At 70.3% G+C, this 24169-nt stretch carries 20 protein-coding genes and 1 pseudogene; 13 read left to right on the top strand and 8 right to left on the bottom strand.

The annotated features are described in order from the left end of the window. The first annotated feature begins 210 nt into the window (after positions 1 to 210). The 6 genes from ftsZ (at position 211) to ACWCXB_RS18855 (ending at position 5199) form a co-directional block, all read left to right on the top strand. The gene (ftsZ, locus tag ACWCXB_RS18830) at positions 211 to 1413 is read left to right on the top strand and encodes a cell division protein FtsZ (protein WP_450724173.1); all 1203 of its coding nucleotides are present in this window, start codon (positions 211 to 213) and stop codon (positions 1411 to 1413) included. Between the two features lie 28 nt (positions 1414 to 1441). Then, a complete protein-coding gene (gene pgeF / locus ACWCXB_RS18835; protein WP_450724331.1) occupies positions 1442 to 2200 on the top strand; it encodes a peptidoglycan editing factor PgeF in 759 nt (252 codons plus the stop codon). Continuing rightward, positions 2197 to 2916: a YggS family pyridoxal phosphate-dependent enzyme gene (locus ACWCXB_RS18840; RefSeq protein ID WP_450724175.1), complete on the top strand. Its 720-nt coding sequence runs from the start codon at positions 2197 to 2199 to the stop codon at positions 2914 to 2916. Before pgeF ends, ACWCXB_RS18840 begins: the two co-directional genes overlap by 4 nt. A 134-nt stretch (positions 2917 to 3050) precedes the next feature. Further along, a complete protein-coding gene (locus ACWCXB_RS18845; RefSeq protein ID WP_450724177.1) occupies positions 3051 to 3695 on the top strand; it encodes a cell division protein SepF in 645 nt (214 codons plus the stop codon). A 69-nt stretch (positions 3696 to 3764) separates the two neighbouring features. After that, entirely contained in the window at positions 3765 to 4061 is a 297-nt protein-coding gene (locus tag ACWCXB_RS18850; RefSeq protein ID WP_450724179.1) for a YggT family protein, read from the top strand. 49 nt (positions 4062 to 4110) lie between these two features. Next, the gene (locus tag ACWCXB_RS18855) at positions 4111 to 5199 is read left to right on the top strand and encodes a DivIVA domain-containing protein (RefSeq protein WP_450724181.1); all 1089 of its coding nucleotides are present in this window, start codon (positions 4111 to 4113) and stop codon (positions 5197 to 5199) included. Positions 5200 to 5554: 355 nt separating this feature from the next. Here the strand turns inward: ACWCXB_RS18855 and ileS are convergent, their stop codons facing one another. Then, entirely contained in the window at positions 5555 to 8695 is a 3141-nt protein-coding gene (gene ileS / locus ACWCXB_RS18860; protein WP_450724183.1) for an isoleucine--tRNA ligase, read from the bottom strand. Between the two features lie 544 nt (positions 8696 to 9239). Between ileS and ACWCXB_RS18865 the strand changes: the two genes are divergently transcribed. From ACWCXB_RS18865 to ACWCXB_RS18890, 6 genes and pseudogenes are all read left to right on the top strand, one after another. After that, positions 9240 to 10304, top strand: a complete 1065-nt coding sequence (locus tag ACWCXB_RS18865; RefSeq protein ID WP_450724185.1) for a TraR/DksA family transcriptional regulator — start codon at positions 9240 to 9242, stop codon at positions 10302 to 10304. A 164-nt stretch (positions 10305 to 10468) separates the two neighbouring features. Then, a complete protein-coding gene (gene lspA / locus ACWCXB_RS18870) occupies positions 10469 to 11032 on the top strand; it encodes a signal peptidase II (protein WP_450724187.1) in 564 nt (187 codons plus the stop codon). A gap of 17 nt (positions 11033 to 11049) precedes the next feature. Beyond that, positions 11050 to 11991, top strand: a complete 942-nt coding sequence (locus tag ACWCXB_RS18875; protein ID WP_450724189.1) for an RluA family pseudouridine synthase — start codon at positions 11050 to 11052, stop codon at positions 11989 to 11991. Next, positions 11988 to 12434, top strand: a complete 447-nt coding sequence (locus ACWCXB_RS18880) for a GNAT family N-acetyltransferase (protein ID WP_450724191.1) — start codon at positions 11988 to 11990, stop codon at positions 12432 to 12434. The genes ACWCXB_RS18875 and ACWCXB_RS18880 overlap by 4 nt, the downstream gene beginning before the upstream one ends. Positions 12435 to 12683: 249 nt before the next feature. Further along, a pseudogene (locus tag ACWCXB_RS18885) lies at positions 12684 to 14308 on the top strand (Na+/H+ antiporter). A gap of 96 nt (positions 14309 to 14404) precedes the next feature. Next, positions 14405 to 15151: an SDR family NAD(P)-dependent oxidoreductase gene (locus ACWCXB_RS18890; protein ID WP_450724193.1), complete on the top strand. Its 747-nt coding sequence runs from the start codon at positions 14405 to 14407 to the stop codon at positions 15149 to 15151. A 21-nt stretch (positions 15152 to 15172) separates the two neighbouring features. On the opposite strand, the gene ACWCXB_RS18895 is transcribed toward ACWCXB_RS18890, so the two are convergent. After that, positions 15173 to 16282: a mechanosensitive ion channel family protein gene (locus tag ACWCXB_RS18895; RefSeq protein ID WP_450724195.1), complete on the bottom strand. Its 1110-nt coding sequence runs from the start codon at positions 16280 to 16282 to the stop codon at positions 15173 to 15175. Positions 16283 to 16304: 22 nt separating this feature from the next. Between ACWCXB_RS18895 and ACWCXB_RS18900 the strand changes: the two genes are divergently transcribed. Then, complete coding sequence (locus ACWCXB_RS18900) at positions 16305 to 16874, top strand: dienelactone hydrolase family protein (RefSeq protein ID WP_450724197.1); 570 nt, start codon at positions 16305 to 16307, stop codon at positions 16872 to 16874. Between the two features lie 598 nt (positions 16875 to 17472). Here the strand turns inward: ACWCXB_RS18900 and ACWCXB_RS18905 are convergent. From ACWCXB_RS18905 to ACWCXB_RS18930, 6 genes are all read right to left on the bottom strand, one after another. Then, positions 17473 to 18471 carry a zinc metalloprotease gene (locus tag ACWCXB_RS18905; RefSeq protein WP_450724199.1) on the bottom strand — a complete coding sequence of 333 codons (999 nt, stop codon included), beginning with the start codon at positions 18469 to 18471 and terminating at the stop codon, positions 17473 to 17475. 285 nt (positions 18472 to 18756) lie between these two features. After that, on the bottom strand, positions 18757 to 20403 hold the full coding sequence (locus ACWCXB_RS18910) for an alkaline phosphatase D family protein (RefSeq protein ID WP_450724201.1): 1647 nt from the start codon (positions 20401 to 20403) through the stop codon (positions 18757 to 18759). A gap of 128 nt (positions 20404 to 20531) precedes the next feature. Then, the gene (locus tag ACWCXB_RS18915; protein WP_450724203.1) at positions 20532 to 20933 is read right to left on the bottom strand and encodes a hypothetical protein; all 402 of its coding nucleotides are present in this window, start codon (positions 20931 to 20933) and stop codon (positions 20532 to 20534) included. A 169-nt stretch (positions 20934 to 21102) separates the two neighbouring features. Continuing rightward, a complete protein-coding gene (locus ACWCXB_RS18920) occupies positions 21103 to 21939 on the bottom strand; it encodes a DsbA family protein (RefSeq protein WP_450724205.1) in 837 nt (278 codons plus the stop codon). Positions 21940 to 21990: 51 nt separating this feature from the next. Then, on the bottom strand, positions 21991 to 22674 hold the full coding sequence (locus ACWCXB_RS18925; protein ID WP_450724207.1) for a hypothetical protein: 684 nt from the start codon (positions 22672 to 22674) through the stop codon (positions 21991 to 21993). 119 nt (positions 22675 to 22793) lie between these two features. Then, positions 22794 to 24134, bottom strand: coding sequence for a DUF2252 domain-containing protein (locus ACWCXB_RS18930; RefSeq protein ID WP_450724209.1), 1341 nt, complete (start codon positions 24132 to 24134; stop codon positions 22794 to 22796). Between the last annotated feature and the right edge of the window lie 35 nt (positions 24135 to 24169).

The raw sequence follows: 24169 nt of genomic DNA on the forward strand, positions 1-24169 counted from the left end.
AAAACGGGAGGTTCGGCGTGTTCGTTGAACGTGCGCCGCTTGTCGACTTAGTGTCTCGTTCGGAAGAGTCCAAGAAGCAGAGACACTGGTAACCCTAAACTTCAACGTTAGGGTTTGGGTCGGCGTTTCGGACCGTCCCATCGGCATCCGTCGTCGCAGCGCGACCACCGCGCAGCGGCGACACGTAACTCGAGGCGAGAGGCCTTCGACGTGGCAGCACCGCAGAACTACCTCGCAGTCATCAAGGTCATCGGTGTCGGCGGCGGTGGTGTCAATGCCATCAACCGAATGATCGAGGTCGGTCTCAAGGGCGTCGAGTTCATCGCGATCAACACTGATGCGCAAGCCCTGTTGATGAGCGACGCCGACGTCAAGCTCGACGTCGGCCGCGAACTCACCCGCGGCCTCGGGGCCGGAGCCAACCCGGCAGTCGGTCGCAAGGCGGCAGAGGACCACCGAGAGGAGATCGAGGAGGTCCTCAAGGGGGCCGACATGGTCTTCGTCACCGCCGGCGAAGGTGGCGGCACCGGCACCGGCGGCGCGCCCGTCGTGGCCAACATCGCACGCTCGCTCGGCGCCCTGACCATCGGCGTGGTCACGCGGCCCTTCACCTTCGAGGGCCGCCGCCGCGCCAACCAGGCGGAGGACGGCATCGCCGAGCTCCGCGAAGAGGTCGACACCCTCATCGTCATCCCGAACGACCGGCTGCTGTCCATCTCGGACCGCCAGGTCAGCGTGCTGGACGCGTTCAAGTCCGCCGACCAGGTACTGCTGTCCGGTGTCCAGGGCATCACCGACCTCATCACCACCCCCGGTCTCATCAACCTCGACTTCGCCGACGTGAAGTCCGTGATGTCCGAGGCCGGCTCCGCGCTCATGGGCATCGGCTCGGCCCGCGGCGACGACCGCGCGGTGGCCGCCGCCGAGATGGCCATCTCCTCGCCGCTGCTGGAGGCATCCATTGATGGGGCGCGCGGCGTCCTCCTCTCCATCTCCGGCGGCTCGGACCTCGGTCTCTTCGAGATCAACGAGGCCGCCCAGCTGGTCAGCGAGGCCGCCCACCCCGAGGCCAACATCATCTTCGGCGCCGTCATCGACGACGCGCTGGGCGACGAGGTACGGGTCACGGTCATCGCGGCCGGCTTCGACGGGGGCCAGCCCCCGGCCCGCCGGGACAATGTGATCGGCTCCACCTCCGCCAAGCGCGAGGAGCCCGCGCCCCCGGCCCGCCCGGAGCCCCGCTCCATCGGCGGCCTCGGCACGGTGCCGCCGCGCGAGGAGCCCCCGGTCCCGGCCGAGCCGTCCCCGGTGGGGAACGACAGCTCGCTGTCGGGAAGCGGGGCGCAGGTCCCGCCGGCCAGGCCGTACGACAGCCAGGCCGAAGAGCTGGACGTCCCGGACTTCCTGAAGTGATCTTGAAGTGATACGCGAGCACGACAGCGTGGGCGGCGCGCACTTCGCCTTCACCGACAGGTGGGGCGGGGTGAGCGCCGCTCCGTACGAGGAGCTCAACCTCGGCGGTGCGGTCGGGGACGACCCCGCCGCCGTCCGCGCGAACCGTGACCTCGCCGCCAAGTCCCTGGGGCTCGACCCGGGACTCGTCGTCTGGATGAACCAGGTGCACGGGCGCGAGGTCGCCGTCGTCGACGGACCGTGGGGAGACGTCCCGGTCCCGGCGGTGGACGCCGTGGTGACCGCGCGGCGCGGACTGCCGCTCGCGGTCCTGACCGCCGACTGCACCCCGGTGCTGCTGGCCGACCCGGTCGCCGGGGTGGTGGGTGCGGCGCACGCGGGCCGCCCCGGAATGGTCGTCGGAGTCGTGCCGGCCGCCGTCGAGGCCATGATCGCGCTGGGGGCCGACCCGGCCCGTATCACCGCCCGCACCGGGCCCGCGATCTGCGGACGCTGCTACGAAGTCCCCGCAGCGATGCGCGCCGATGTCGCGGCGGTGGAACCCGCCGCCCGCGCCGAGACGAGCTGGGGCACCCCGGCCGTCGATGTCACCGCCGGGGTCCATGCCCAGCTCGAGGCGCTCGGCGTACGGGACCGGAAGGCGTCGCCGGTCTGCACACTGGAATCGGCAGACCATTACTCGTACCGCCGCGACCGCACGACGGGGCGCCTCGCCGGATATGTCTGGCTGACCGCGCCCTCCCGGGGGGCGACCCCCGGACCCCCGGCAGGAGAGACCGAAGAATGACCGACCGCAGAACCGAACTCGCCGAGAATCTGGCGCGCGTGGAGGAACGTATCGCCGCCGCCTGTGCGGCGGCCGGGCGCAAGCGCGAGGAAGTGACCCTCATCGTGGTCACGAAGACCTACCCCGCGAGCGATGTGCGGCTGCTGCACGAACTCGGGGTGCGGAATGTGGCGGAGAACAAGGACCAGGAGGCGGCCCCCAAGGCTGAGGCCTGTTCCGATCTGGATCTCATCTGGCACTTCGTCGGTCAGTTGCAGACGAACAAAGTCCGTTCTGTTGCGAGTTATGCCGATGTGGTGCAATCGGTCGACCGAGTCAAGCTCGTTCGCGCACTGTCCGCGGCGGCGGTGCGCGCCGAGCGCGAGTTGGGGTGCCTGATCCAGGTCGCGCTCGACGCCGAGTCGGGGCAGCAGGGCGCCAGGGGCGGTGTCGCGCCCGACGGCATCGAGGAGTTGGCCGCCGCGGTCGACGGAGCGCCGGGGCTCCGGCTTGACGGACTGATGACCGTAGCGCCACTCGCCGGGTCGTACGCGGGGCGCCAACAGGCGGCCTTCGAGCGGCTGATGGAATTCTCATCAAGCCTGCGCGCGGACCGTCCGGCTGCGAACATGGTGTCAGCAGGGATGAGTGCGGACCTCGAAGAGGCCGTGGCGGCCGGAGCGACACATGTGCGCGTCGGCACGGCGGTACTCGGAGTCCGTCCCCGGCTCGGGTAACGTCGCGAAGCAAGTCGGACCACAGCAGAAAATATGGTCATTTCCGTCGAAAGGCGGACAGACCGAGTGGATCGCGGGCACTTGGTGACGTAGCCGAACGAAGCCGATCCACCACAGAGCGGAGGACTCAGAGAATGGCCGGCGCGATGCGCAAGATGGCGGTCTACCTCGGCCTCGTGGAGGACGATGGGTACGACGGCCGGGGATTCGATCCCGACGACGACTTCGAACCCGAGATGGAGCCGGAGCCCGAGCGGGACCGGCGTCGGCACCAGCCCCCGCATCAGGTGGACCGGGTGGAGCACCGGGTGGAGCGGGAGGAGCCGGTGCGTGTGGTGCAGCCGCCCGCGCCGCGCGAGCCGGTGTCCCATTCCCCTGCGCTTCCCGTGGAGTCCGGACGTCCGGCGCGAATCGCCCCCGTGGCATCCATCACACCTGAACGTCCGAACCTGGAGAAGAACGCACCGGTGATCATGCCCAAGGTTGTGTCCGAGCGTGAGCCCTACCGCATCACGACGTTGCACCCGCGGACCTATAACGAGGCCCGTACCATCGGGGAACACTTCCGTGAGGGCACCCCGGTGATCATGAACCTGACCGAGATGGACGACACCGATGCGAAGCGACTTGTCGACTTTGCCGCGGGACTCGTCTTCGGTCTGCATGGCAGCATTGAGCGGGTGACGCAGAAGGTGTTCCTGTTGTCGCCTGCTAACGTCGATGTCACGGCGGAGGACAAGGCCCGCATCGCAGAGGGCGGGTTCTTCAACCAGAGCTAGAGAACGACACCGGGAAACGACCCGGCCGCGAGGCCGGACACGAGAGCCAGGGGAGAGGGAAGCACGGGAATGGGCGTCGCAATGCTTGTGGTTTACGTCGCGCTCGTGTGCTTCCTTGTCGTGCTGATTTTCCGGCTGGTCATGGACTACGTCTTCCAGTTCGCCCGCTCGTGGCAACCCGGCAAGGCGATGGTGGTCGTCCTGGAGGCCACCTACACTGTCACCGATCCACCGCTCAAGCTTCTGCGGCGGTTCATCCCGCCGCTGCGTCTCGGGGGCGTGGCACTCGACCTGTCCTTCTTCGTTCTGATGATCATCGTCTACATCCTGATCTCCGTCGTGCGCAGCGTGGGGAGCGGGATGTGAACGATACGGTCTTGCCGACTGCCGACGACTACGTAGAGGTGAAGAAGAGATGCCGCTGACCCCCGAGGACGTGCGGAACAAGCAGTTCACGACCGTCCGCCTCCGAGAAGGCTATGACGAGGACGAGGTCGATGCCTTCCTTGACGAGGTCGAGGCCGAGCTGACGCGACTGCTCCGCGAGAACGAGGACCTGCGCGCGAAGCTGGCCGCGGCGACCCGCGCGGCCGCGCAGAACCAGCAGCAGGGCATGCGCAAGCCGCCGGAGCCGCAGGACGGCCGTGGTCCGGGTGCACCCGTGCCCGCCGCCATATCAGGACCGCCGGTCCAGCAGCAGCCCCCGCAGATGGGCCCGCCCCAGCTGCCCGGTGGTGCTCCGCAGCTGCCCGCCGGCCCCGGTGGTCACGGTGGTCATGGTCCGCAGGGTCACCCGCAGGGTGGTCCGATGGGCCCCGGCCCGATGCAGGGCGGTCCCATGGGTGGCCCGATGGGCGGCCCCATGGGCGGTCACGGCCCGCAGATGCCCCAGCAGGGCCCGGGTGGCGACAGCGCCGCGCGTGTGCTTTCGCTGGCGCAGCAGACTGCCGACCAGGCGATCGCGGAGGCCCGTTCCGAGGCCAACAAGATCGTAGGCGAGGCTCGTTCGCGCGCCGAGGGCCTGGAGCGGGACGCCCGTGCCAAGGCGGACGCGCTGGAGCGGGACGCGCAGGAGAAGCACCGCGTCGCGATGGGCTCGCTGGAGTCGGCCCGTGCCACGCTGGAGCGCAAGGTCGAGGACCTGCGCGGCTTCGAGCGCGAGTACCGCACGAGGCTGAAGTCGTACCTGGAGAGCCAGCTGCGTCAGCTGGAGACCCAGGCGGACGACTCCCTGGCCCCGCCGCGGACCCCCGCGACGGCGTCGCTTCCGCCGTCCCCGGCGCCTTCCATGGCCCCGGCCGGCGCGAGCGCTCCGTCCTACGGCGGCAACCAGACGATGGGCGGTCACGGGCCTTCGCCCGCGGGTCCGTCGTACGGCGGCCAGCAGCAGATGTCCCCGGCGATGACCCAGCCGATGGCACCGGTGCGGCCGCAGGGTCCGGCGCCGATGCAGCAGGCGCCGTCGCCGATGCGGGGCTTCCTCATCGACGAGGACGACAACTGACGGCGGGCTGCCGCGCGATGAGCGCGTAGCCGTCGGCAGGCACTCAGGGCCGGGCCCGGGACCATATGGTCCCGGGCCCGGCCCTTTTGCGCGCGCTGAGGGCGGGGGCGGGTGTCGCCTGCGGCGGGCCCACGCGACGGGGCCGCGTCTCGGACTCTGCCCCCGCCCCGCCCCGCCCCCTCCCGAGCTGGGGGCAAGGGACCCCAAGGAACGTGACCGGTACCGCCCGATCGGCCCGGGTGTCCGTCCTCATTCGCCGGACGGGCTCCAAGAGCCACAGTTCGGGAAGGGGCGGGGTGGGGAAAGAACAAGGGCCCGGGCGACACGTGGTCGCCCGGGCCCGTTCGGCGGGCGGTTACGCCTTGCGGAGGCGGAAGGTCAGGGACAGGCCCTCGTCGGTGAAGGGCTCGCCGTACGAGGCGTCGGCCTCGCCCGGCGTGAAGTCGGTCGCCAGGACCTCGTCCGCGATCAGGGACGCGTGGTCCGTGAGGGCGGTCGTGACCTCGGGGTCGTCGGAGGACCAGCGGAGGGCGATACGGTCCGCGACGTCCAGGCCGCTGTTCTTGCGGGCTTCCTGGATCAGCCGGATCGCGTCACGGGCCAGGCCCGCGAGCCGCAGCTCCGGAGTGATCTCCAGGTCCAGGGCGACCGTCGCGCCCTGGTCGGAGGCCACCGACCAGCCCTCGCGCGGGGTCTCCGTGATGATGACCTCCTCCGGGGAAAGGGTCACCTCCTCGCCGTTCACCGTCACCGACGCGGAGCCCGAGCGCAGCGCAAGCGACAGCGCCGCCGCGTCCGCCGCGGCGACCGCCTTGGCCACGTCCTGCACGCCCTTGCCGAAGCGCTTGCCCAGAGCTCGGAAGTTGGCCTTGGCCGTCGTGTCGACCAGCGAACCCCCGACCTCGCTCAGCGACGCCAGCGACGAGACGTTCAGCTCCTCCGTGATCTGCGCGTGCAGCTCCGGCGACAGCGACTCGAAGCCCGCCGCGGCCACCAGCGCCCGCGACAACGGCTGCCGGGTCTTCACACCGGACTCCGCACGCGTCGCACGGCCCAGCTCCACGAGCCGGCGGACCAGCACCATCTGCTGGGACAGCGTCGGGTCGATCGCCGACAGGTCGGCCTCCGGCCAGGTCGACAGGTGCACCGACTCCGGCGCGTCCGGCGTCACCGGCACCACCAGGTCCTGCCAGACCCGCTCGGTGATGAACGGAGTCAGCGGGGCCATCAGCCGTGTGACGGTCTCGAGCACGTCATGGAGCGTGCGCAGGGCAGCCGCGTCGCCCTGCCAGAAGCGGCGGCGCGAGCGGCGTACGTACCAGTTCGACAGGTCGTCGACGAACGAGGAGATCAGCTTGCCGGCGCGCTGGGTGTCGTACGCCTCCAGCGCCAGCGTCACCTGGTCGACCAGCGCGTGCAGCTCGGACAGCAGCCAGCGGTCGAGCACCGTGCGGTCGGCCGGCGCCGGGTCGGAGTCCGCGGGCGCCCAGCCCGACGTACGGGCGTAGAGCGCCTGGAAGGCCACCGTGTTCCAGTACGTGAGCAGCGTCTTGCGCACGACCTCCTGGATCGTGCCGTGGCCCACCCGCCGCGCCGCCCACGGCGACCCGCCGGCCGCCATGAACCAGCGCACGGCGTCGGCGCCGTGCTGGTCCATCAGCGGGATCGGCTGCAGGATGTTGCCCAGGTGCTTGGACATCTTGCGGCCGTCCTCGGCGAGGATGTGGCCGAGGCACACGACGTTCTCGTACGACGACTTGTCGAAGACCAGCGTGCCGACGGCCATCAGCGTGTAGAACCAGCCGCGGGTCTGGTCGATCGCCTCCGAGATGAACTGCGCCGGGTAGCGCTTCTCGAAGATCTCCTTGTTCTTGTACGGGTAGCCCCACTGCGCGAACGGCATCGAGCCCGAGTCGTACCAGGCGTCGATCACCTCGGGAACACGCGTCGCCGTTCCGGAGCACTCCGGGCAGGGGAAGGTGACGTCGTCGATGAACGGCCGGTGCGGGTCCAGGGACGACTGGTCCGTACCCGTCAGCTCCGTCAGCTCGGCGCGCGAGCCGACGCACGTCAGATGGCCCTCCTCGCACCGCCAGACCGGCAGCGGCGTGCCCCAGTAGCGGTTGCGCGACAGCGCCCAGTCGATGTTGTTGTTGAGCCAGTCCCCGTAGCGGCCGGTCTTGACCGAGTCGGGGATCCAGTTCGTGCGCTCGTTCTCCTCGAGGAGCCGGTCCTTGATCGCGGTCGTACGGATGTACCAGGACGGCTGTGCGTAGTAGAGCAGCGCCGTGTGGCAGCGCCAGCAGTGCGGGTAGCTGTGCTCGTACGGGATGTGCTCGAAGAGAAGGCCGCGCTCGTCCAGGTCCTTGGTGAGCGCCTCGTCGGCCTTCTTGAAGAAGACGCCGCCGACCAGCGGCACGTCCTCCTCGAAGGTGCCGTCCGGGCGGACCGGGTTCACGACCGGCAGTCCGTACGCGCGGCAGACCTTGAGGTCGTCCTCACCGAAGGCGGGGGACTGGTGGACCAGACCCGTGCCGTCCTCCGTCGTCACGTAATCGGCGTTGACGACGTAGTGGGCCGGCTGGTCGAAGGGGACGAGCTGGAAGGGACGGTCGTACGTCCAGCGCTCCATCTCGGCGCCCGTGAACGTCCGGCCGGTGGCCTCCCAGCCCTCGCCCAGCGCCTTCTCCAGCAGCGGCTGGGCGACGACGAGCTTCTCCTCGCCGTTCGTCGCCACGACGTACGTGACCTCGGGGTGCGCCGCCACCGCGGTGTTCGAGACCAGCGTCCAGGGGGTCGTCGTCCAGACGAGGAGCGACGCCTCACCGGCCAGCGGGCCGGAGGTCAGCGGGAAGCGCACGAACACCGACGGGTCGACGACCGTCTCGTAGCCCTGCGCCAGCTCGTGGTCGGACAGGCCGGTGCCGCAGCGGGGGCACCACGGGGCGACCCGGTGGTCCTGGACCAGCAGGCCCTTCTTGAAGATCTCCTTCAGCGACCACCAGACCGACTCGATGTACTCGGGGTCCATGGTCCGGTACGCCTCATCGAGGTCGACCCAGTAGCCCATGCGGGTCGTCAGCTCGGTGAAGGCGTCCGTGTGGCGGGTCACGGACTCACGGCACTTGGCGTTGAACTCCGCGATGCCGTACGCCTCGATGTCCTTCTTGCCGTTGAAGCCGAGCTCCTTCTCGACGGCGAGCTCGACGGGCAGGCCGTGACAGTCCCAGCCGGCCTTGCGGGCCACGTGGTAGCCCCGCATCGTGCGGAAACGCGGGAAGACGTCCTTGAAGACGCGGGCCTCGATGTGGTGCGCGCCGGGCATGCCGTTGGCAGTGGGCGGGCCCTCGTAGAACACCCACTCCGGGCGTCCCTCGGACTGCTCGAGGCTCTTCGCGAAGACCTTGTTGTCCCGCCAGAAGTCGAGCACCGCGTGCTCGAGGGCGGGCAGGTCGACCTGGGCGGGTACCTGACGGTACTGAGGCGGCGGCGTCATGTACGGGCTCCTCCAACGGACTGTGTCTCTTCCGTCGGAGGGACGAGAGCCGATGCGCTGCGCTCCCGCGGTACCACCCTCCTTGGCCCGCCGGGCGAGACCGGTGAGCCCCCTCATTGGGGTCGCGATGCCGGTTCTACTCGCCCGCTGACGTCAGCGGGCTTTCTTCCGACGGCTCCGGGGTGATTGTTCACATCGCGCTCGCCCCCGGGCTCGCACCGTCCCCGGGTCGCTCATGGCTGCGTACGACGCTACTGGTCCCCATCCACGCCTTTCGCTCCGCCCAGTGTACGGGCCCGGCCGCCTCGGGGCAGACCGGATTTCCGGGTGACCCGAATGGGCATACGGAGCGGGGCGCGCCCGGGAGGCGCCCTCGTGGCGGATTACGGGGCGGGGAGCTGGGCACAACGGATGCAGGCTCGCGTTGGGGCAGGCGCGGGGCGGGTCCGACCGGCGGCGTGCCCCGTTGCCGCGGAGCTGGGGTCGATTTATCGTCCCAGCACGATTCGCGAGCAAGATCACAATATGTGAAGGGGCCGCGGCCATGGTGGCGAAGAAGACCGCCGTGAAGAAGACGGCGTCCGCGAGGTCCACCGCCGCTGCGGGGGCGGCGGCCAAGGATACGAACGGCAAGAAGAGCACTGTCGCGAAGAGGAACCCGGGCACCGGGCGGGTGGCGAAGGCCGACGCGTCCGGTGTGAACGCGCACGACGCGGCGGAGGTGAAGGCCGCGGCACCGGCGAAGAAGGTCGCCAAGAAGGCCACGAACGCGAAGAAGCGTACGGCCGGGAAGAAGACCACGGCCGAGAGGAAGACGGCCCCCGCGAAGGAGACCCCGGCGGCGAGGAAGACGACCGCCGCGAAGGAGACCCCGGCGGCGAGGAAGACCGCCAGGACCGCCAAGACCGCCAGGACCACGAAGACCGCCAGGACCACGACAGCGGAGAGGAAGGAGCCGGCAGGGCGCTCCACGGCGTCCACCGAAGCGGCGGCCTCCAAGGCGCCCGCGAAGACGAAGAGGGCGGCGGCTGCCACGACGACAGGCGCCGGTACCGGAAAGGCCGCCAGGACGGCCAAGGAGGCGGCCGAGGCCGCCAAGCAGACGGGAGCCAGGACGGTGGGAGCGAAGAAGACCGCGGCCAGTGCCACAGGGGGCGGGGACGGCATCGCGACGGCGTTGCCGCCGGCCCGCGTCGCCGCCGCGACGGCCCCCGGAGAGCTGGCGGTGCGCCCGGGCGAGGATCCGTGGACACCGGAGGAGGTCGCCGAGGCGCGCGCCGAGCTCGAGAGCGAGATGGCCAAGCTGCGGGACGAGATCAGCCACTCCGAGGAGGCGCTGACCGGGCTGATGCGGGACTCCGGGGACGGCGCGGGCGACGACCAGGCCGACACCGGCGCCAAGAACATCACGCGCGAGCACGAGATCGCCCTCGCCAACAACGCACGCGAGATGCTCGAGCAGACCGAGCGGGCACTGCACCGCCTCGACACGGGAACGTACGGGCTCTGCGAGATCTGCGGAAACCCCATCGGCAAGGCGCGTATGCAGGCGTTCCCGCGGGCGACCCTGTGCGTGGAGGACAAGCAGAAGCAGGAGCGGCGGGCCTGAGCCCGCCGCGGCGCCGCAGATACCGCGGCGCTGCAGATCCGCGGCGATGCCGACTCGGCCCTGGTCCGGGGGGCCGATCGGCGTCGAGCAGGTCGCGACGGCAGGGTCCGCACGTGTGTGTCGTACCCTCGTGACCAGTCAGGCACCTAGGTTGAGGGACTCACGTGGCAGAGGCGGAGCGCATCATCGGTACGCCGGGCGTTGACGACGAGGAGGCTGCGGCTCCTGCCGAGCAGCCCAAGGGCAGGCGCCGGGTCTTCGCGCTGTTCGCGATGGCCGCCGTGGCCTATCTGCTGGACCTCGGCAGCAAGATGATCGTGGTGGCGAAGCTGGAGCACCAGGAGCCGATCGAGGTGATCGGTGATCTGCTGAAGTTCGTGGCGGTACGCAACCCCGGTGCGGCCTTCGGCTTCGGCGAGGCCTTCACCATCATCTTCACGATCATCGCGGCCGCGGTGATCGTGGTGATCGCCCGGCTGGCCCGCCGGCTCTACAGCCTGCCGTGGGCCATCGCGCTCGGGCTGCTGCTGGGCGGTGCGCTGGGCAATCTCACGGACCGGATCTTCCGCTCACCGGGCGTGTTCGAAGGCGCGGTCGTCGACTTCATCGCACCGGCACACTTCGCCGTTTTCAATCTCGCGGACTCGGCGATCGTGTGCGGCGGCATCCTCATCGTGATCCTGTCCTTCAAGGGCCTGGACCCCGACGGAACGGTCCACAAGGACTGACAAGGCATACTCGACGGGTGAGTACCCTTCCCGAAACCCGCACCCTGCCCGTACCCGACGGTCTGGAGGGCGAGCGCGTCGACGCCGCCATCTCCCGCATGTTCGGTTTTTCCCGTACGAAGGCGGCCGAGCTGGCTGCCGCGGGCAAGGTCCAGGTCGACGGCTCGGTCGTAGGGAAGTCCGAGCGCGTCAGCGGCGGCGCCTGGCTCGAGGTCGAGATGCCGCAGGCGCCCGCGCCGGTGCAGATCGTGGCCGAGCCGGTCGAGGGCATGGAGATCGTCCACGACGACGACGACATCGTCGTGATCGTGAAGCCGGTCGGCGTGGCCGCGCACCCGAGCCCCGGCTGGACGGGGACGACCGTCATCGGCGGGCTCGCGGCGGCGGGGTACCGGATCTCCACGTCGGGCGCGGCGGAGCGGCAGGGCATCGTGCACCGGCTGGACGTCGGCACGTCCGGGCTGATGGTGGTCGCGAAGTCGGAGCGGGCGTACACGCTGCTGAAGCAGCAGTTCCGGGAGCGGACGGTCGACAAGCGTTACCACGCGCTGGTGCAGGGCCACCCGGACCCGCTGAGCGGCACGATCGACGCTCCCATCGGGCGCCACCCCCAGCACGACTACAAGTGGGCCGTGACCGCGGAAGGCAAGCCCTCGATCACGCACTACGACCTGATCGAGGCGTTCCGGGCCGCGTCGTTGCTGGACATCAAGCTGGAGACGGGCCGTACGCACCAGATCCGGGTGCACATGTCCGCCCACCGGCACCCGTGTGTGGGCGATCTCACGTACGGCGCCGACCCGACGATGGCCCGGCGGCTCGGGCTGACCCGGCAGTGGCTGCACGCGGTGCGGCTGGGCTTCGAGCATCCGTCGGACGGGCAGTGGGTCGAGTTCGAGAGCCAGTACCCCGAGGATCTGCAGGCGGCGCTGGACAGGATCGCGGCGGAGAGCGCGTGAGCAGCGGTTTCGTCGTACGGGAGGCGGCTGACGCGGCCGACCGGGAGGCGTGCTTCGCGGTGCGCAAGGAGGTCTTCGTCGTCGAGCAGGGTGTGCCCGAGGACATCGAGTACGACGCGCACGACGCGGACGCGGTCCACCTCCTGGCGGTCGGCCCGGACGGCCCCCTCGGCACGGGCCGCCTCCTGACGGGCCTCCTGCCCGACCCCTCGGTCGGCTCCCTCGGCCGCCTCGCGGTCAGCCGTGCCGCCCGCGGCCTCGGCGTGGGCGCGGCGCTGGTCCGCGCGATCGAGGAGTCGGCCCGCGCCCGTGGTCTCACGTCGGTCGACCTCCACGCGCAGACCCACGCGCTGGGGTTCTACGAGCGGCTCGGGTACGAGGCGTACGGCCCGGAATTCCCGGACGCGGGGATCCCGCACCGCGCGATGCGGCGGTCACTGTGAGCGGGGCCCTGCTCCCGGGTCCCCGGTAGGCCTCCGGCCGGGCCCCTGAGCGGCCCGGCACCGGTGGGTGGCCCGGGCCGGACGGGCTTGACGGGTGCCCTGCACCGGCGGGGCGGCCCGGGTGCCGAGCGCGGCCCTGATGGCGCATCAGGGCGACCCATGAGCAGGGCGATTGCGGCAATTCCGGCGAAGCGCATGGGAGCCTTGACGGGCTGACCGTCGATGCTCCGCCCGCGGAAGGCCGCGTTCGTGGACCAACTGGCCCTGCTGTTCGTGCTGTTGCTGGGCGCCGTGGTCACCGTGCCGCTCGGCGAGCGGCTGGGATTGCCGGCGCCCGTGCTGATTGACCCTCGTCGGGGCGGTCCTCGCCCTCCTGCCCTTCGTGCCGAACGTCGCTGTTCCGCCCGAGTACATCCTCCCGCTGCTGCTGCCGCCCCTCCTGTACGCCGCCGTGCAGCGCACCTCCTGGCGGCAGTTCACCGCCAACATCCGGCCCATCCTGCTGCTCGCCGTCGCCCTGGTCTTCGTCACGACGGCGGCGGTCGCGGCCGTCGCGAACGCCGTTGTGCCCGGGCTGCCGATCGCCGCCGCCGTCGCGCTCGGCGCGCTCGGCGCGCTCGTCGCCCCACCCGACCCGGTCGCCGCCACCGCGGTTGCGGGATCCCTCGGGCTGCCCCGCAGGCTGGTGTCGATCCTGGAGGGTGAAGGGCTCTTCAACGACGTCACCGCGATCGTGCTGTACCACGTGGCGATCGCGGCGGCGGTCAGCGGGGCGTTCTCCTGGCCGGAGGCTGCCGGGGAGCTGGCTCTCTCCGCGGTGGTGGCCGTGGTGGTCGGACTCGGGCTCGGCCGGCTCTCCAACCGGCTCATGGGGCTGCTCGGTGACGCGACCCTGCAGATCGGGCTGACCCTGCTCGTGCCGTTCGTCAGCTATGTGCTCGCGGAGGAGCTGCTGGGGTCCGGCGTCCTGGCCGTCCTCGTCACGGCGCTCTATCTCGCCGAGAACGCCGTCGACGCGGACGCGTTCATCTGGCGGCTCGCGGGGAACACGTTCTGGCAGATCGTGGACACCCTCGTCACCGGGGTCGCCTTCGGGCTCATCGGGCTCGAACTCCACAACGTCTTCGGCACCGCCGAAGGCCGGGGGGCCGAGCTGATGGAGTGGTCCGCATTGGTCGTCGCGGTCGTCGTCGGCGTGCGGCTGCTGTATCTGCTGCCCGCCACCTGGCTCACGACGCGGCTGCACAAGCGGCGCGACTACGACGAGGAGATCCCCGTAGGCCTGCGCGAGACCATCGTCATGTGGTGGTCGGGGATGCGGGGCGTGGCCTCGGTCGCTCCCCCTGGCTATCGCTGGGAGGTACCCCCAGGCCCTCGCGATTCCGTTGCGGACCGACGACGGCTCACCCTTCCCGGCCCGCGACGACATCATCTTCATCGCCTTCGTGGTGATCATGACCACGCTGGTCGCGCAGGGGCTCACCCTCCCCTGGCTGGTGAAACGCCTCGGCGTACGGGCCGACACGGACGCCGAGCAGGCACGGGAACGGGACCTCGCGCTGCGCGCGGCCCGGGCGGCGAAGCACCGGCTGAAGGAGATCGAGGAGGTCGAGGAGGTGCCGGAGGAGATCTCCGAGCGGCTGCAGCGTGTGGCGTACGACATCGGGATCCGCATCAGCCCGGACATCGTCGACGAGGAGCGTCGCGAATGGTTCGCCAAGCGCACCGAACGGCAGGAGACCCTCCTTCGCGTCCAGCGCGAAATGCTGTCCGCCGCTCGTCACGAGGTGCTCGCCGCCCGCAGCGAGCCGGGCGCCGACCCCGAGGTCGTGGACCGCGTCCTGCGCCAGCTCGACGTGCGCAGCCTCCGTTGACGAGGTGCGCAGCCTCCGCCGGCCACCTGCGCAGCCGCCTCCCACGCCGACCGTCCCAGCCCCTGATTCGGCGGGGCCCGGTCGTATGATCAAGGTATGGCGCGCACCGTGGTGATCAGTGGTGGTGGTACCGGCATCGGGTTCGCGGCGGCGGAGGTGTTCGCCGCGGACGGCGAGCAGGTGGTGCTGCTCGGGCGGCGCGAGGAGGTGCTCGCGCGGGCCGCCGAGCGGATCCCCGGGGCCCGCTACTGCGCCGTCGACCTCAGCGAGCCCCAAGGTGCCCGCCGCGCCGCGGAGTTCGTGGCGCGGGAGTTCGGCACCGTCGACGTGCTGGTGCTCAGCGCCGGCGGCAACGGACGGCTGGAGGCGCGGCCCGACTTCGAGGACCCGCTGGAGGCCGTCGCCCACGACTGGACCGTCAACTTCCGGCTGAACACGCTCACGGCCACCCTGCTCACCGAGGCCCTCAAGGACCATCTGGCCACGCCCGGCGGCCGTGTGCTGTTCCTCAGCTCCATCGCCGCGTACCGGGGCTCCGGCTCGGGTGCGTACGCCGCGTCCAAGGCCGCCCTCCACCCGTACGCGTACGATCTCGCCCGCCAACTCGGGCCGCGCGGCATCACCGTGAACCTCGTGGCACCCGGGCTCGTCGAGGAGACGGGCTTCTTCGGCGGCGAACTCCCCGATGAGCGCCGCAAGGCACTCATCGCGGAGACGTCCACCGGGCGGGCCGGGCACCCCGGCGACGTGGCCCAGACCCTGCGCTGGCTCGCCTCACCGGCCGCCGGCCACATCACCGCCCAGGTCATCCAGGTCAACGGCGGCGCGGAACGCGGCCACTGACCGGTGCCGGCGGGCGCGGGATCAGCCGCGGCCCGTGCGGTGAGCGCCGTCACCTGCTTCCGGGTACTTCAGTTGCTCCGGGTACTCGACGGGCGGGGCCGCCGCGTGGGCCGTGGCGATGCGCGGCATTGCGTACGGATGGCGGTCGCACAGCCAGGCGATCAGCTGCTCGCGGACCGCGCACCGCACCGTCCACACGTCGTCCGCGTCCTTCGCGGTGACGACAGCCCGCACCACCATCGTGGTCGCTGTGGTGTCCGTGACGGCGAGCGACCAGTCGCGGCCGTCCCACGCCGGGCCCTCGCGCAGGATCTCGTGGAGCTTCTCGCGCATCTCGGGCACGGGCGCCGAGTGATCCAGGTGGAAGAAGACCGTGCCGGTCATCTGGGCCCCGCCGCGCGACCAGTTCTCGAACGGCTTGCTGGTGAAGTACGAGACCGGCATCGTGATCCGCCGCTCGTCCCAGGTCCGCACCGCCAGGAACGTGAGCGTGATCTCCTCGACCGTCCCCCACTCGCCGTCCACGACGACCGTGTCGCCGATGCGCACCATGTCGCCGAACGCGATCTGCAGCCCAGCGAAGAGATTGCCCAGCGTCGACTGGGCGGCGATACCGGCGACGATGCCGAGGACGCCGGCCGAGGCGAGCATGGACGCGCCCACCGTCCGCATCGCCGGGAAGGTCAGCAGCATGGCCGCGAACGCCACCACCCCCACCACCGCGATGACGATCCGCTGGATGAGCGTCACCTGCGTACGGACCCGGCGCACCCGGGCCGGATCGCGGGTCGCCGCGGCGTAGCGCGTGTACGAGGACTCGACGACGGCCGTCGCGATCCGCACCACCAGCCAGGCCGAGGCCCCGATCAGCACCAGCGTCAGCAGCCGCCCGATGCCCGCCACGTGCTCGTCGACGACTCCGACCTCCGCCTGACGGAACGTCCCTCGGAGCAGCGCCGCGCCGAGCGCGACCTGTAACGGGACGCGGCAGCGGCGCAGCAGGCCCCACAGCGGGGTCTCGGTGTGCCGGTTGTCGGCCCGGCGCAGCAGGAGGTCGACCAACCATCCCACCAGCAGCGTGAGCACGACCGAGCCGCCGAAAACGATCAATGGGCGCAGTACGTTCTCCATGTCTCGAACGTAACCTGACCGCATGGACATCATGCTTTTCCATTCGACTTTCGGTCTGCGCCCTGCCGTACGGGCCGCGGCGGACCGGCTGCGCGCCGCCGGGCACGAGGTGTGGACGCCCGACCTCTTCGAGGGCCGCACGTTCCAGACCCTCGAGGAGGCAAGGGCCCACAAGAACGAGGTCGGCCTGGACGAGCTCCTGAAGCGGGCGATCGTGGCCGCGGCGCCCCTCTCCGAGCGGGGGCTCGTCTACGCGGGCTTCTCGATGGGAGCGGCCGTCGCGCAGAACCTGGCGCTCGGCGACGAGAAGACCCGCGGGCTGCTCCTGCTGCACGGCACGTCCGACATCGCGGCGGACGCGAAGGCCGACGGGCTGCCCGTACAGCTGCATGTCGCCGACCCCGACCCGATGGAGCCGCATGACTGGCTGACCGCCTGGTATCTGCAGATGGGCAGGGCGGGGGCGGACGTCGAGGTCCACCGCTACCCGGGCGCCGGGCATCTGTACACCGACCCGGACCTGCCCGACCACGACGAGGAAGCCGCCGAGCAGACGTGGCGGGTGGCGCTGGGGTTCCTGGACACGCTGTAGGACCCGCGAGCGCCCTTGCAGCACGGGCGCGAGCTGCCCGGAGCGCATCGGTGGCGGCACCGGGTCGTCGAGCACGGCCGCGAGCGTCGCCGGGGTCGTCGACCGGCGCAGCGGGCTGACACCCTCCACCCACACGTGCAGCACGAGCCCCAGCGACCAGAGGTCGGAGGAAGGATCGTCGTCGTGGCCTCGTACCCGTTCGGGGGCGATGTATTCGGGTGAGCCGACCAGCTCACCGGGGCGGTCAGCGAGGTCGAACCCTGGAGCGCCGCGATTCCGAAGCCGGTGAGCACCGCGCTGCCGTCGGGCCGCAGCAGAATGTCGGCGGGCTGGACGTCCCGGTGCTGAATGGCCGCCGTATGCGCGGCGCGGCTGAGCCGCGGGAGCGCCCGGGCCTCGCGGAGCACACGCTCGCGCACGGCGCCGGACGCTCCCGCGTCGGATCCGACCGCCTTCAGGGCGACTTCGCGGTGGAGCACGGTGTCGCGAGTCCGCCACACCGTGCCCATGCCTCCGCTGCCGAGCCGCTCGATCAGCTCGAACCGCCGTCGATCAGGTCCCCCGGCGCATTCATGGCGCCAGGCCGGAGGAGGCGGTGTCAGCCCGCCCGGTAGGCCGTCCAGCTGTCCTTCATCCGCTGCACCTGGCCCGCGGTGAACTGGTACATGCAGTTGTCGTAGGTGTAGTCCATGAAGTTGTGGATCGGGTCGACCCCGGTCTTGTTGACGCAGGTGTCGCGGCCGGTCGGGCAGGCGTACGCGGCGCTCTTCTCGGCCGGGGTGTCGGCGACGTAGTCGCCGTTGCCGTTACAGCCGCCCTGGAAGGTGTGGTAGAGCCCCATCCAGTGGCCGACCTCGTGGGTGGCGGTGTCGCCTTCGTTGTAGTTGGCGGCCGAGCCACCGGGCAGTGAGGTGTCGAGCACCACCACACCGTCCATGGACGGGCTGGAGTTGTACGACGACGGGAAGGTCGCCCAGCCGAGCAGACCGCCGCCGAGGTTGGCGGTGTAGATGTTCAGCGCCCCGGCGCCGCCCTGGCGGAGGGCGGCCTTCATGTTCTTCTCGGCGGTCGAACCGGAGCTCAGGTTGTACCAGGTCGCATTGTCCGTGTAGTCGGTGCCGGCCAGCGAGAACTGGAAGGTGGAATCGGTGTTGCCGGTGCCCTGGCCGCCGAACGCTGCGTTGAGGACCGCCATCTGGTTGCTGACGTCGGTGGCGCTGAGCTTGCCGGTGTCGCCGTCGTGGATGACGTGGAAGTAGACCGGGATGGCGGTCGACGCGGCGACGGAAAGACCGCGGGCGCTCATCCGCACTGCATCGAGTCTCTTCTTCAGGTCCGCGTCCATGGCCTTGGCCTTGGTCTCGGTGACCTCGTTGGGCTCATGGACGTGGCCGGAACCCGACGGGTGGGACTCGCGGGCGGCGGCGCTCGCGCCCTCCTCCGCGCAGTCCTCGGCGGCGGACGAGGCGGCGGGGGCCTTGGCGGCGGCGATACCGGTGGGGGCGGAGAGCGGAGCAAGGGCCAGGGTTCCGGCCATGATTGCCGTACCGAGTGCGCGGTGGCGCAAACGTGGGGATATACGGGCAAGAGCGCGCATGGTTCTCCTCGCGGGGGGTTGTGAAGGGGGCCGTTCTTGGCCACCGCGGGGAGATTACGGGTGCATGTCAGATCTCGTTGAGGATTGATCAAGCCCAATCAATCCTTGAGCAATTGGGGGCATCCGGGAGAAAAATTTCGGCCACGTCCGGGGCTTGAGATCTGCATGTAACGAGTGGGGATACAGCAACGGGTGGTGTGTCCGCATTCGTACTGCGGAACACACCACCCGTTGTAGCGATGTCATGCGGTGTTAACAGATCATGGAGTGGCTGAAATTCGCCCCTCAGCGCACCGGCTGGTTCACGCGCTCGACCTTCTGCGTTCCGCTGAGCGTCCGGTAAGAGCGGGCCCAGGTCGCCGTCGCGTCGGCCTTCGTCCTGTCGGAGAGCCTGTAGTAGTCCATCTGCGAGTGCTCGGCGGTCACATCGAGGACGCCGTACCCGTGGCTGTCCATGTCGAGCCACTTCACATGGCGGTTGGCGGCCCTGACCGCGGCCTGAGCCACCAGCGAGACCGTGCCCGGGGCGACATGCAGGATGTCGTCCAGGTTGTCGGAGGTCACCGAGGTCACCACGAACTCGGTCGCGGCCGACGGCGACAGCGGATACGTCGCGGCCTTCACCGGCACGTCATTGGCCCACGCCATGTGGATGTCGCCGGTGAGGAAGACGGTGTTCCTGATCCCGCGGTCCGTCAGGTGCTTCAGCAGCTCCTTGCGGTCGTCCGTGTAGCCGTCCCACTGGTCCACGTTGACGGCGATACCCTCCTTGGGCAGGCCGAGCAGCTCGGTGATCGGCCCCAGCAGATCGGCGGGCAGGGAGCCGAAGGCGACGGGCGAGATCATCACCGACGTACCGACCAGCTTCCAGGTCGCGTCCGAGGACGCGAGGCCCGACTTGAGCCAGTCGAGCTGGGCGCGGCCCGTGATCGAGCGCTCCGGGTCGTCGACCGAGCCGCTGCCCACGGACGCCTGCTGCGAGCGGAACGAGCGCAGGTCCAGCAGATGCAGATCGGCCAGCTTGCCGAAGCGCAGCCGGCGGTAGACCGTGCCCTCCGTCGAGGCGCGCACGGGCATCCACTCGAAGTACGCCTGCTTGGCGGCCGCGGCGCGGGCCGCGAAGTCGCCCTCGGTGCCCGGGGTGTGGTTCTCGGCGCCGCCCGACCAGGCGTCGTTGGCTATCTCGTGGTCGTCCCATATCGCGATGAGCGGGTGGGCGGCGTGCAGCGACTGCAGATCGGCGTCGGTCTTGTACTTGCCGTGGCGGGTGCGGTAGTCGGCCAGCGTCACGATCTCGTTCTTCGGCTCGTGCTGCCGTACGACGTACTTCTCCTCCGGGTAGCCGCCGGTGGCGTACTCGTAGATGTAATCGCCGAGATGGAGGATCGCGTCCAGGTCGGCGCGGGCCGCCAGGTGGCGGTACGCGGAGAAGTAGCCGGACTCCCAGTTGGCGCAGGAGACCACGCCGAAGCGCACGCCGGGCGCGGCGGCGTCGGCGGCCGGCGCGGTGCGGGTGCGGCCCACGGGGGAGACCGCGGTGCCGGCGGTGAAGCGGAAGTAATGGACGGCGGCCTGGCGCAGGCCCCTTACGTCGACCTTGACGGTGTGGTCGGAGGCGGCGGTGGCGGTGGTCCGGCCGCTGGCGACAACCCGGGCGAATCCCTTGTCCTCCGCGACCTCCCAGCTCACCTCGGTGTCCGGGCCCTTGCCGGAGCCGGGCACGGCGTCCGGGGACGGCGTGATCCGGGTCCACAGGAGCACACCGTCGGAGAGCGGGTCGCCCGAGGCGACACCATGGAGGAAGGCGGGACCCTGCTCGTCTGCAGCGGCGGGGGTGGAGGCGGCCGCGAGGGCGGGCGCGGCGACAGCGGTGGCGGCAACGGCTTTGACGACCGTGCGGCGGCTGGGGGTTGTGGAGAGTCTACTGGTCACGGCCGGTCAGACTACTGACCGGTAAGGCGAACGGGCAGGCGAATTCAGGAAAGTTCGCCTGCCCGTCGACAGCGGGCCGCCGGGAGTTGCCTGATGGTCAGTCAGTCACTCGGCGTCGACCGCACTGCTCAGGCAACACCGTGCTTGGTGGCGCAGAACTCCTCCCGGCCGCCGGCGCCGTCCTTGAGGCAGACCCGAACCGTGACCCTGGTCCCCTCGGGTATGTCCCCGCTCTTGCTCGCGCAGCTGTTGCCCGCGCCGTTGGCGTCCTCGGCCACTCGCCGGAAGCTGCCGGTCGAGGTGGTGTAGATGAGCTCGCCGTGCACCCGCTTGCCGTCCGCTCGCGTGTCGCAGACGTCCAGCCGGTCGCCGTTCGACACCAGCTTCGCCCAGCCGCCCCAGCCGGCGTCGTCGGTGTACGCGATGGCGTCGGTTCCCGCCGTCGCGGTGCCGGCGGTGAGAGCGAACGCTGCCGCCGCGGCGGCCGACACAACTGCGACGCGGTTCCTCGTCGTTGCGGAAAAGCGCATTGCTGAAATCCCTCCCGTAAGATCAGCTGATCATTGCGGGATCATTTTCACTCCATGATCCACTTGCGTCAATTCGCCTTTCCGCGACGCGGCTCTGGACGGCGCGTGGGCCGTGTACCAGGCGATTCCTGGTACACGGCCCACGCCGCCGGTCCGGATGGGTCCGGGGTCAGCCCTTGAGGGCCTTGTCGATGGCGGCGTTGAACTGCTCCGCCGTCATCGGCGTGTTGTCGCTGCCCTCGACGGTGATCTTCTTGCCGTCCATCTTCAGCGTCGGAGTGCCCTCCACGCCGCTGGAGTCGAACGTGGCGGACATCTTCAGCGCCCAGGCGTCGAAGGTGCCGTCCTCGACGTTCTTCTTGAACTCGGCGTTGTTCTTGAGCGCGTCGACCGAGTCGGCGATCTCCAGCAGATAGGAGTCCTTGCCGAACTTGTCGTCGCTCTCCTGCGGATGGAACTTCGCGGAGTAGAGGGCCGTCTTGTACTCCATGAATGCCTCGGGGCTCACATTGAGCGCCGCCCCCAGGGCGGAGAGGGCGTTCTTGGACCCCTCGCCGTTCGATCCGATGCGCCCCTCGGAGAGCCCGTCGCCGTCGATGAACGTGGCGCCGATGTACTTGATCTTGTACTTGCCGGCGTCGACGTCCTTCTTGACCGTCTCGCCGACCGTCTGCTCGAAGGTCGCGCAGACCGGGCAGCGCGAGTCCTCGTACAGCTCGAGCGTCTTCTTCGCCGTCGGCTTGCCGATGACGACGGTCGTGCCGTTGTCGCCCTCGGTGTTCTTGGGCCGGACGACCTTCGCGTCCTTGGCGGCCTCCCACGCGGTGGGCTTGTTCGCCTGCATGACGAAGTAGCCGATGCCGCCCGCAGCGGCCAGTACGCCGACGATCGAGGCGCCGACGATGATCTGCCGCCTGATCTTGTCCTTCTTGGCCTGGCGCTCGCGCTCCGCGCGGAGACGCTCGCGGGCGGCCGCCTTGTTGGCCTGGCTGTTGCGTGCACTCATGATCGTTTGCTCCGTGTTCGATGGTTCTGGACGGGATGGGGACTGCCGGTCTCAGGCAAGGGCGAGAGCCTGGATCGGCGGTCCCCTCCGTCCCACGGAGTGCACGAGAAGGCGGGGCAGGACCGGGAGCGGCCGGCCGGCGGGCAGAACCGCGCGGCGCACCCGCCCGGCGCCCGCACCCACGGCGGCCACGGCGATCAGCAGCGGCCTGAAGGCGGACGCGGCCGCGGCCCGCAGCAGACCCGCGAGCGCCGACTCGCCGTGCCGCAGCCAGGCCGCGGCGAGCAGCCCGACCGACACATGCGCGGCCAGCAGCAGCCAGGGCACGGACGGATCGGGGGAGTTGAGCAGCGTGGCGAGGCGCCCACCGGCCGTGGTCACACCGGGCAGCGGGTCGCCGACGCTGCCGCCGCACAGCACATCCACCCCGACCGAGCGCAGCGAACCGGCGACCGGTCCGCCCGCGGCGCCGTAACAGACGTGCTGGCCGGTGGTGAAGACGGTGTCCGCCGCCAGCTCCAGCGGGACGAGCACGGCGGCGATCGGCCCGTAACCGCGCTCGCGGCCCGCCAGGGCGTACGCGATCAGGAACACCCCGGCGGCGACGGCACCGACGGTGATCAAGGGCAGTGACACACGGGAGAGCAGCACGTGGGAAGCCACGGACAGCGTCACGACGAGTGCCGTGAAGATGGCTGCCCGCAGCCCCCTGAGCCGTCTGTCGCCTATGTGCAAAGGGTCCTGCCTGCCGGATGTCTTCTGTTGCCGGTCCGGGGGGCGCCCCCGGAAAACGCAGCGTCGCTGAAGGAGTGTGCCATGGGCCGCTGTAAGCGGCCCCTAAGGATCCGGCGGGCCTACCGCAGGCCGGGGATCCTTCCGTTCCGGAAGAGGTCCACGAAGATCTGGTGGTCGGCCCGCGCCCGTGCGCCGTAGCTGTGGGCGAAGTCCACCAGCAGCTCCCCGAAGCCGTCCTCGTCCGCCGCGATCGCCGCGTCGATGGCCCGCTCCGTGGAGAACGGCACCAGCGAGTGGCCGCTCTCGTCGTCCGCCGCCGCGTGCATCGTGGCCGTCGCCCGGCCGAGGTCCGCCACGGTCGCCGCGATCTCCGCCGGGTCGTCGATGTCCGACCAGTCCAGGTCCACCGCGTACGGCGAGACCTCCGCGACCAGCTGGCCTACCCGGCGTCCGCCCTCTTCGATCTCCGTCCAGCCCAGCCACGGGTCGGCGTGGTCCTGGAGGGCGCGCTGCGAGATCACCGTGCGGTGGCCCTCGTGCTGGAAGTAGCCCCGGACCCGTTCGTCGCTGAGGTGCCGGGAGACCGCCGGGGTCTGGGCCTGCTTCATGTAGATCACGACATCGTTCTCGAGGGCGTCGCTGTTGCCCTCCAGCAGGATGTTGTACGAGGGCAGACCGGCCGACCCGATGCCGACGCCGCGCCGCCCGACGACGTCCTTCACCCGGTACGAGTCGGGGCGCGACAGGCTCGACTCGGGCAGGGTCTCCAGATAGCCGTCGAAGGCGGCCAGCACCTTGTACCGCGTCGCGGCGTCCAGGTCGATCGCGCCGCCCCCCTCCGTGAAGCGACGCTCGTAGTCACGGATCTCCGTCATCGAGTTCAGCAGCCCGACGCGGGTGAGTGCCCGGGCGCTGCGCAGCGCCTCCAGCAGCGGGCCCCCGGCCGTGTCCAGGGTGAAGGGCGGCACCTCGTCGTTCTTGGCACCGGTCGCGAGCGCGTGGATGCGCTCGCGGTAGGCGGCGGCGTAGACCTGTACCAGCTCGGTGATCTGCTCGTCGCTGAGCGCCTTCGTGTAGCCGATCAGGGCCAGTGAGGCGGACAGCCGCTTGACGTCCCAGGTGAAGGGGCCGACGTACGCCTCGTCGAAGTCGTTGACGTTGAAGATCAGCCGGCCGTTCGAGTCCATGTACGTGCCGAAGTTCTCGGCGTGGAGGTCGCCGTGGATCCACACCCGGCTCGTGCGCTCGTCCAGGTACGGGCCGCCGTTCTGCTCGCGCTCCAGGTCGGCGTAGAAGAGGCATGCCGTGCCCCGGTAGAAGGCGAAGGCGGAGGCCGCCATCTTGCGGAACTTCACCCGGAACGCGGCCGGGTCGGCGGCCAGGAGCTCGCCGAAGGCGGTGTCGAAGACGGCGAGGATCTCCTCGCCGCGCTCGCCTGCCGTGGGCTGGTGGACCGACATCGCTGGGTGCCTCCCGGGTACAAGCGGTACATGAC

This window comes from Streptomyces sp. NPDC001514 (genome assembly GCF_053597075.1).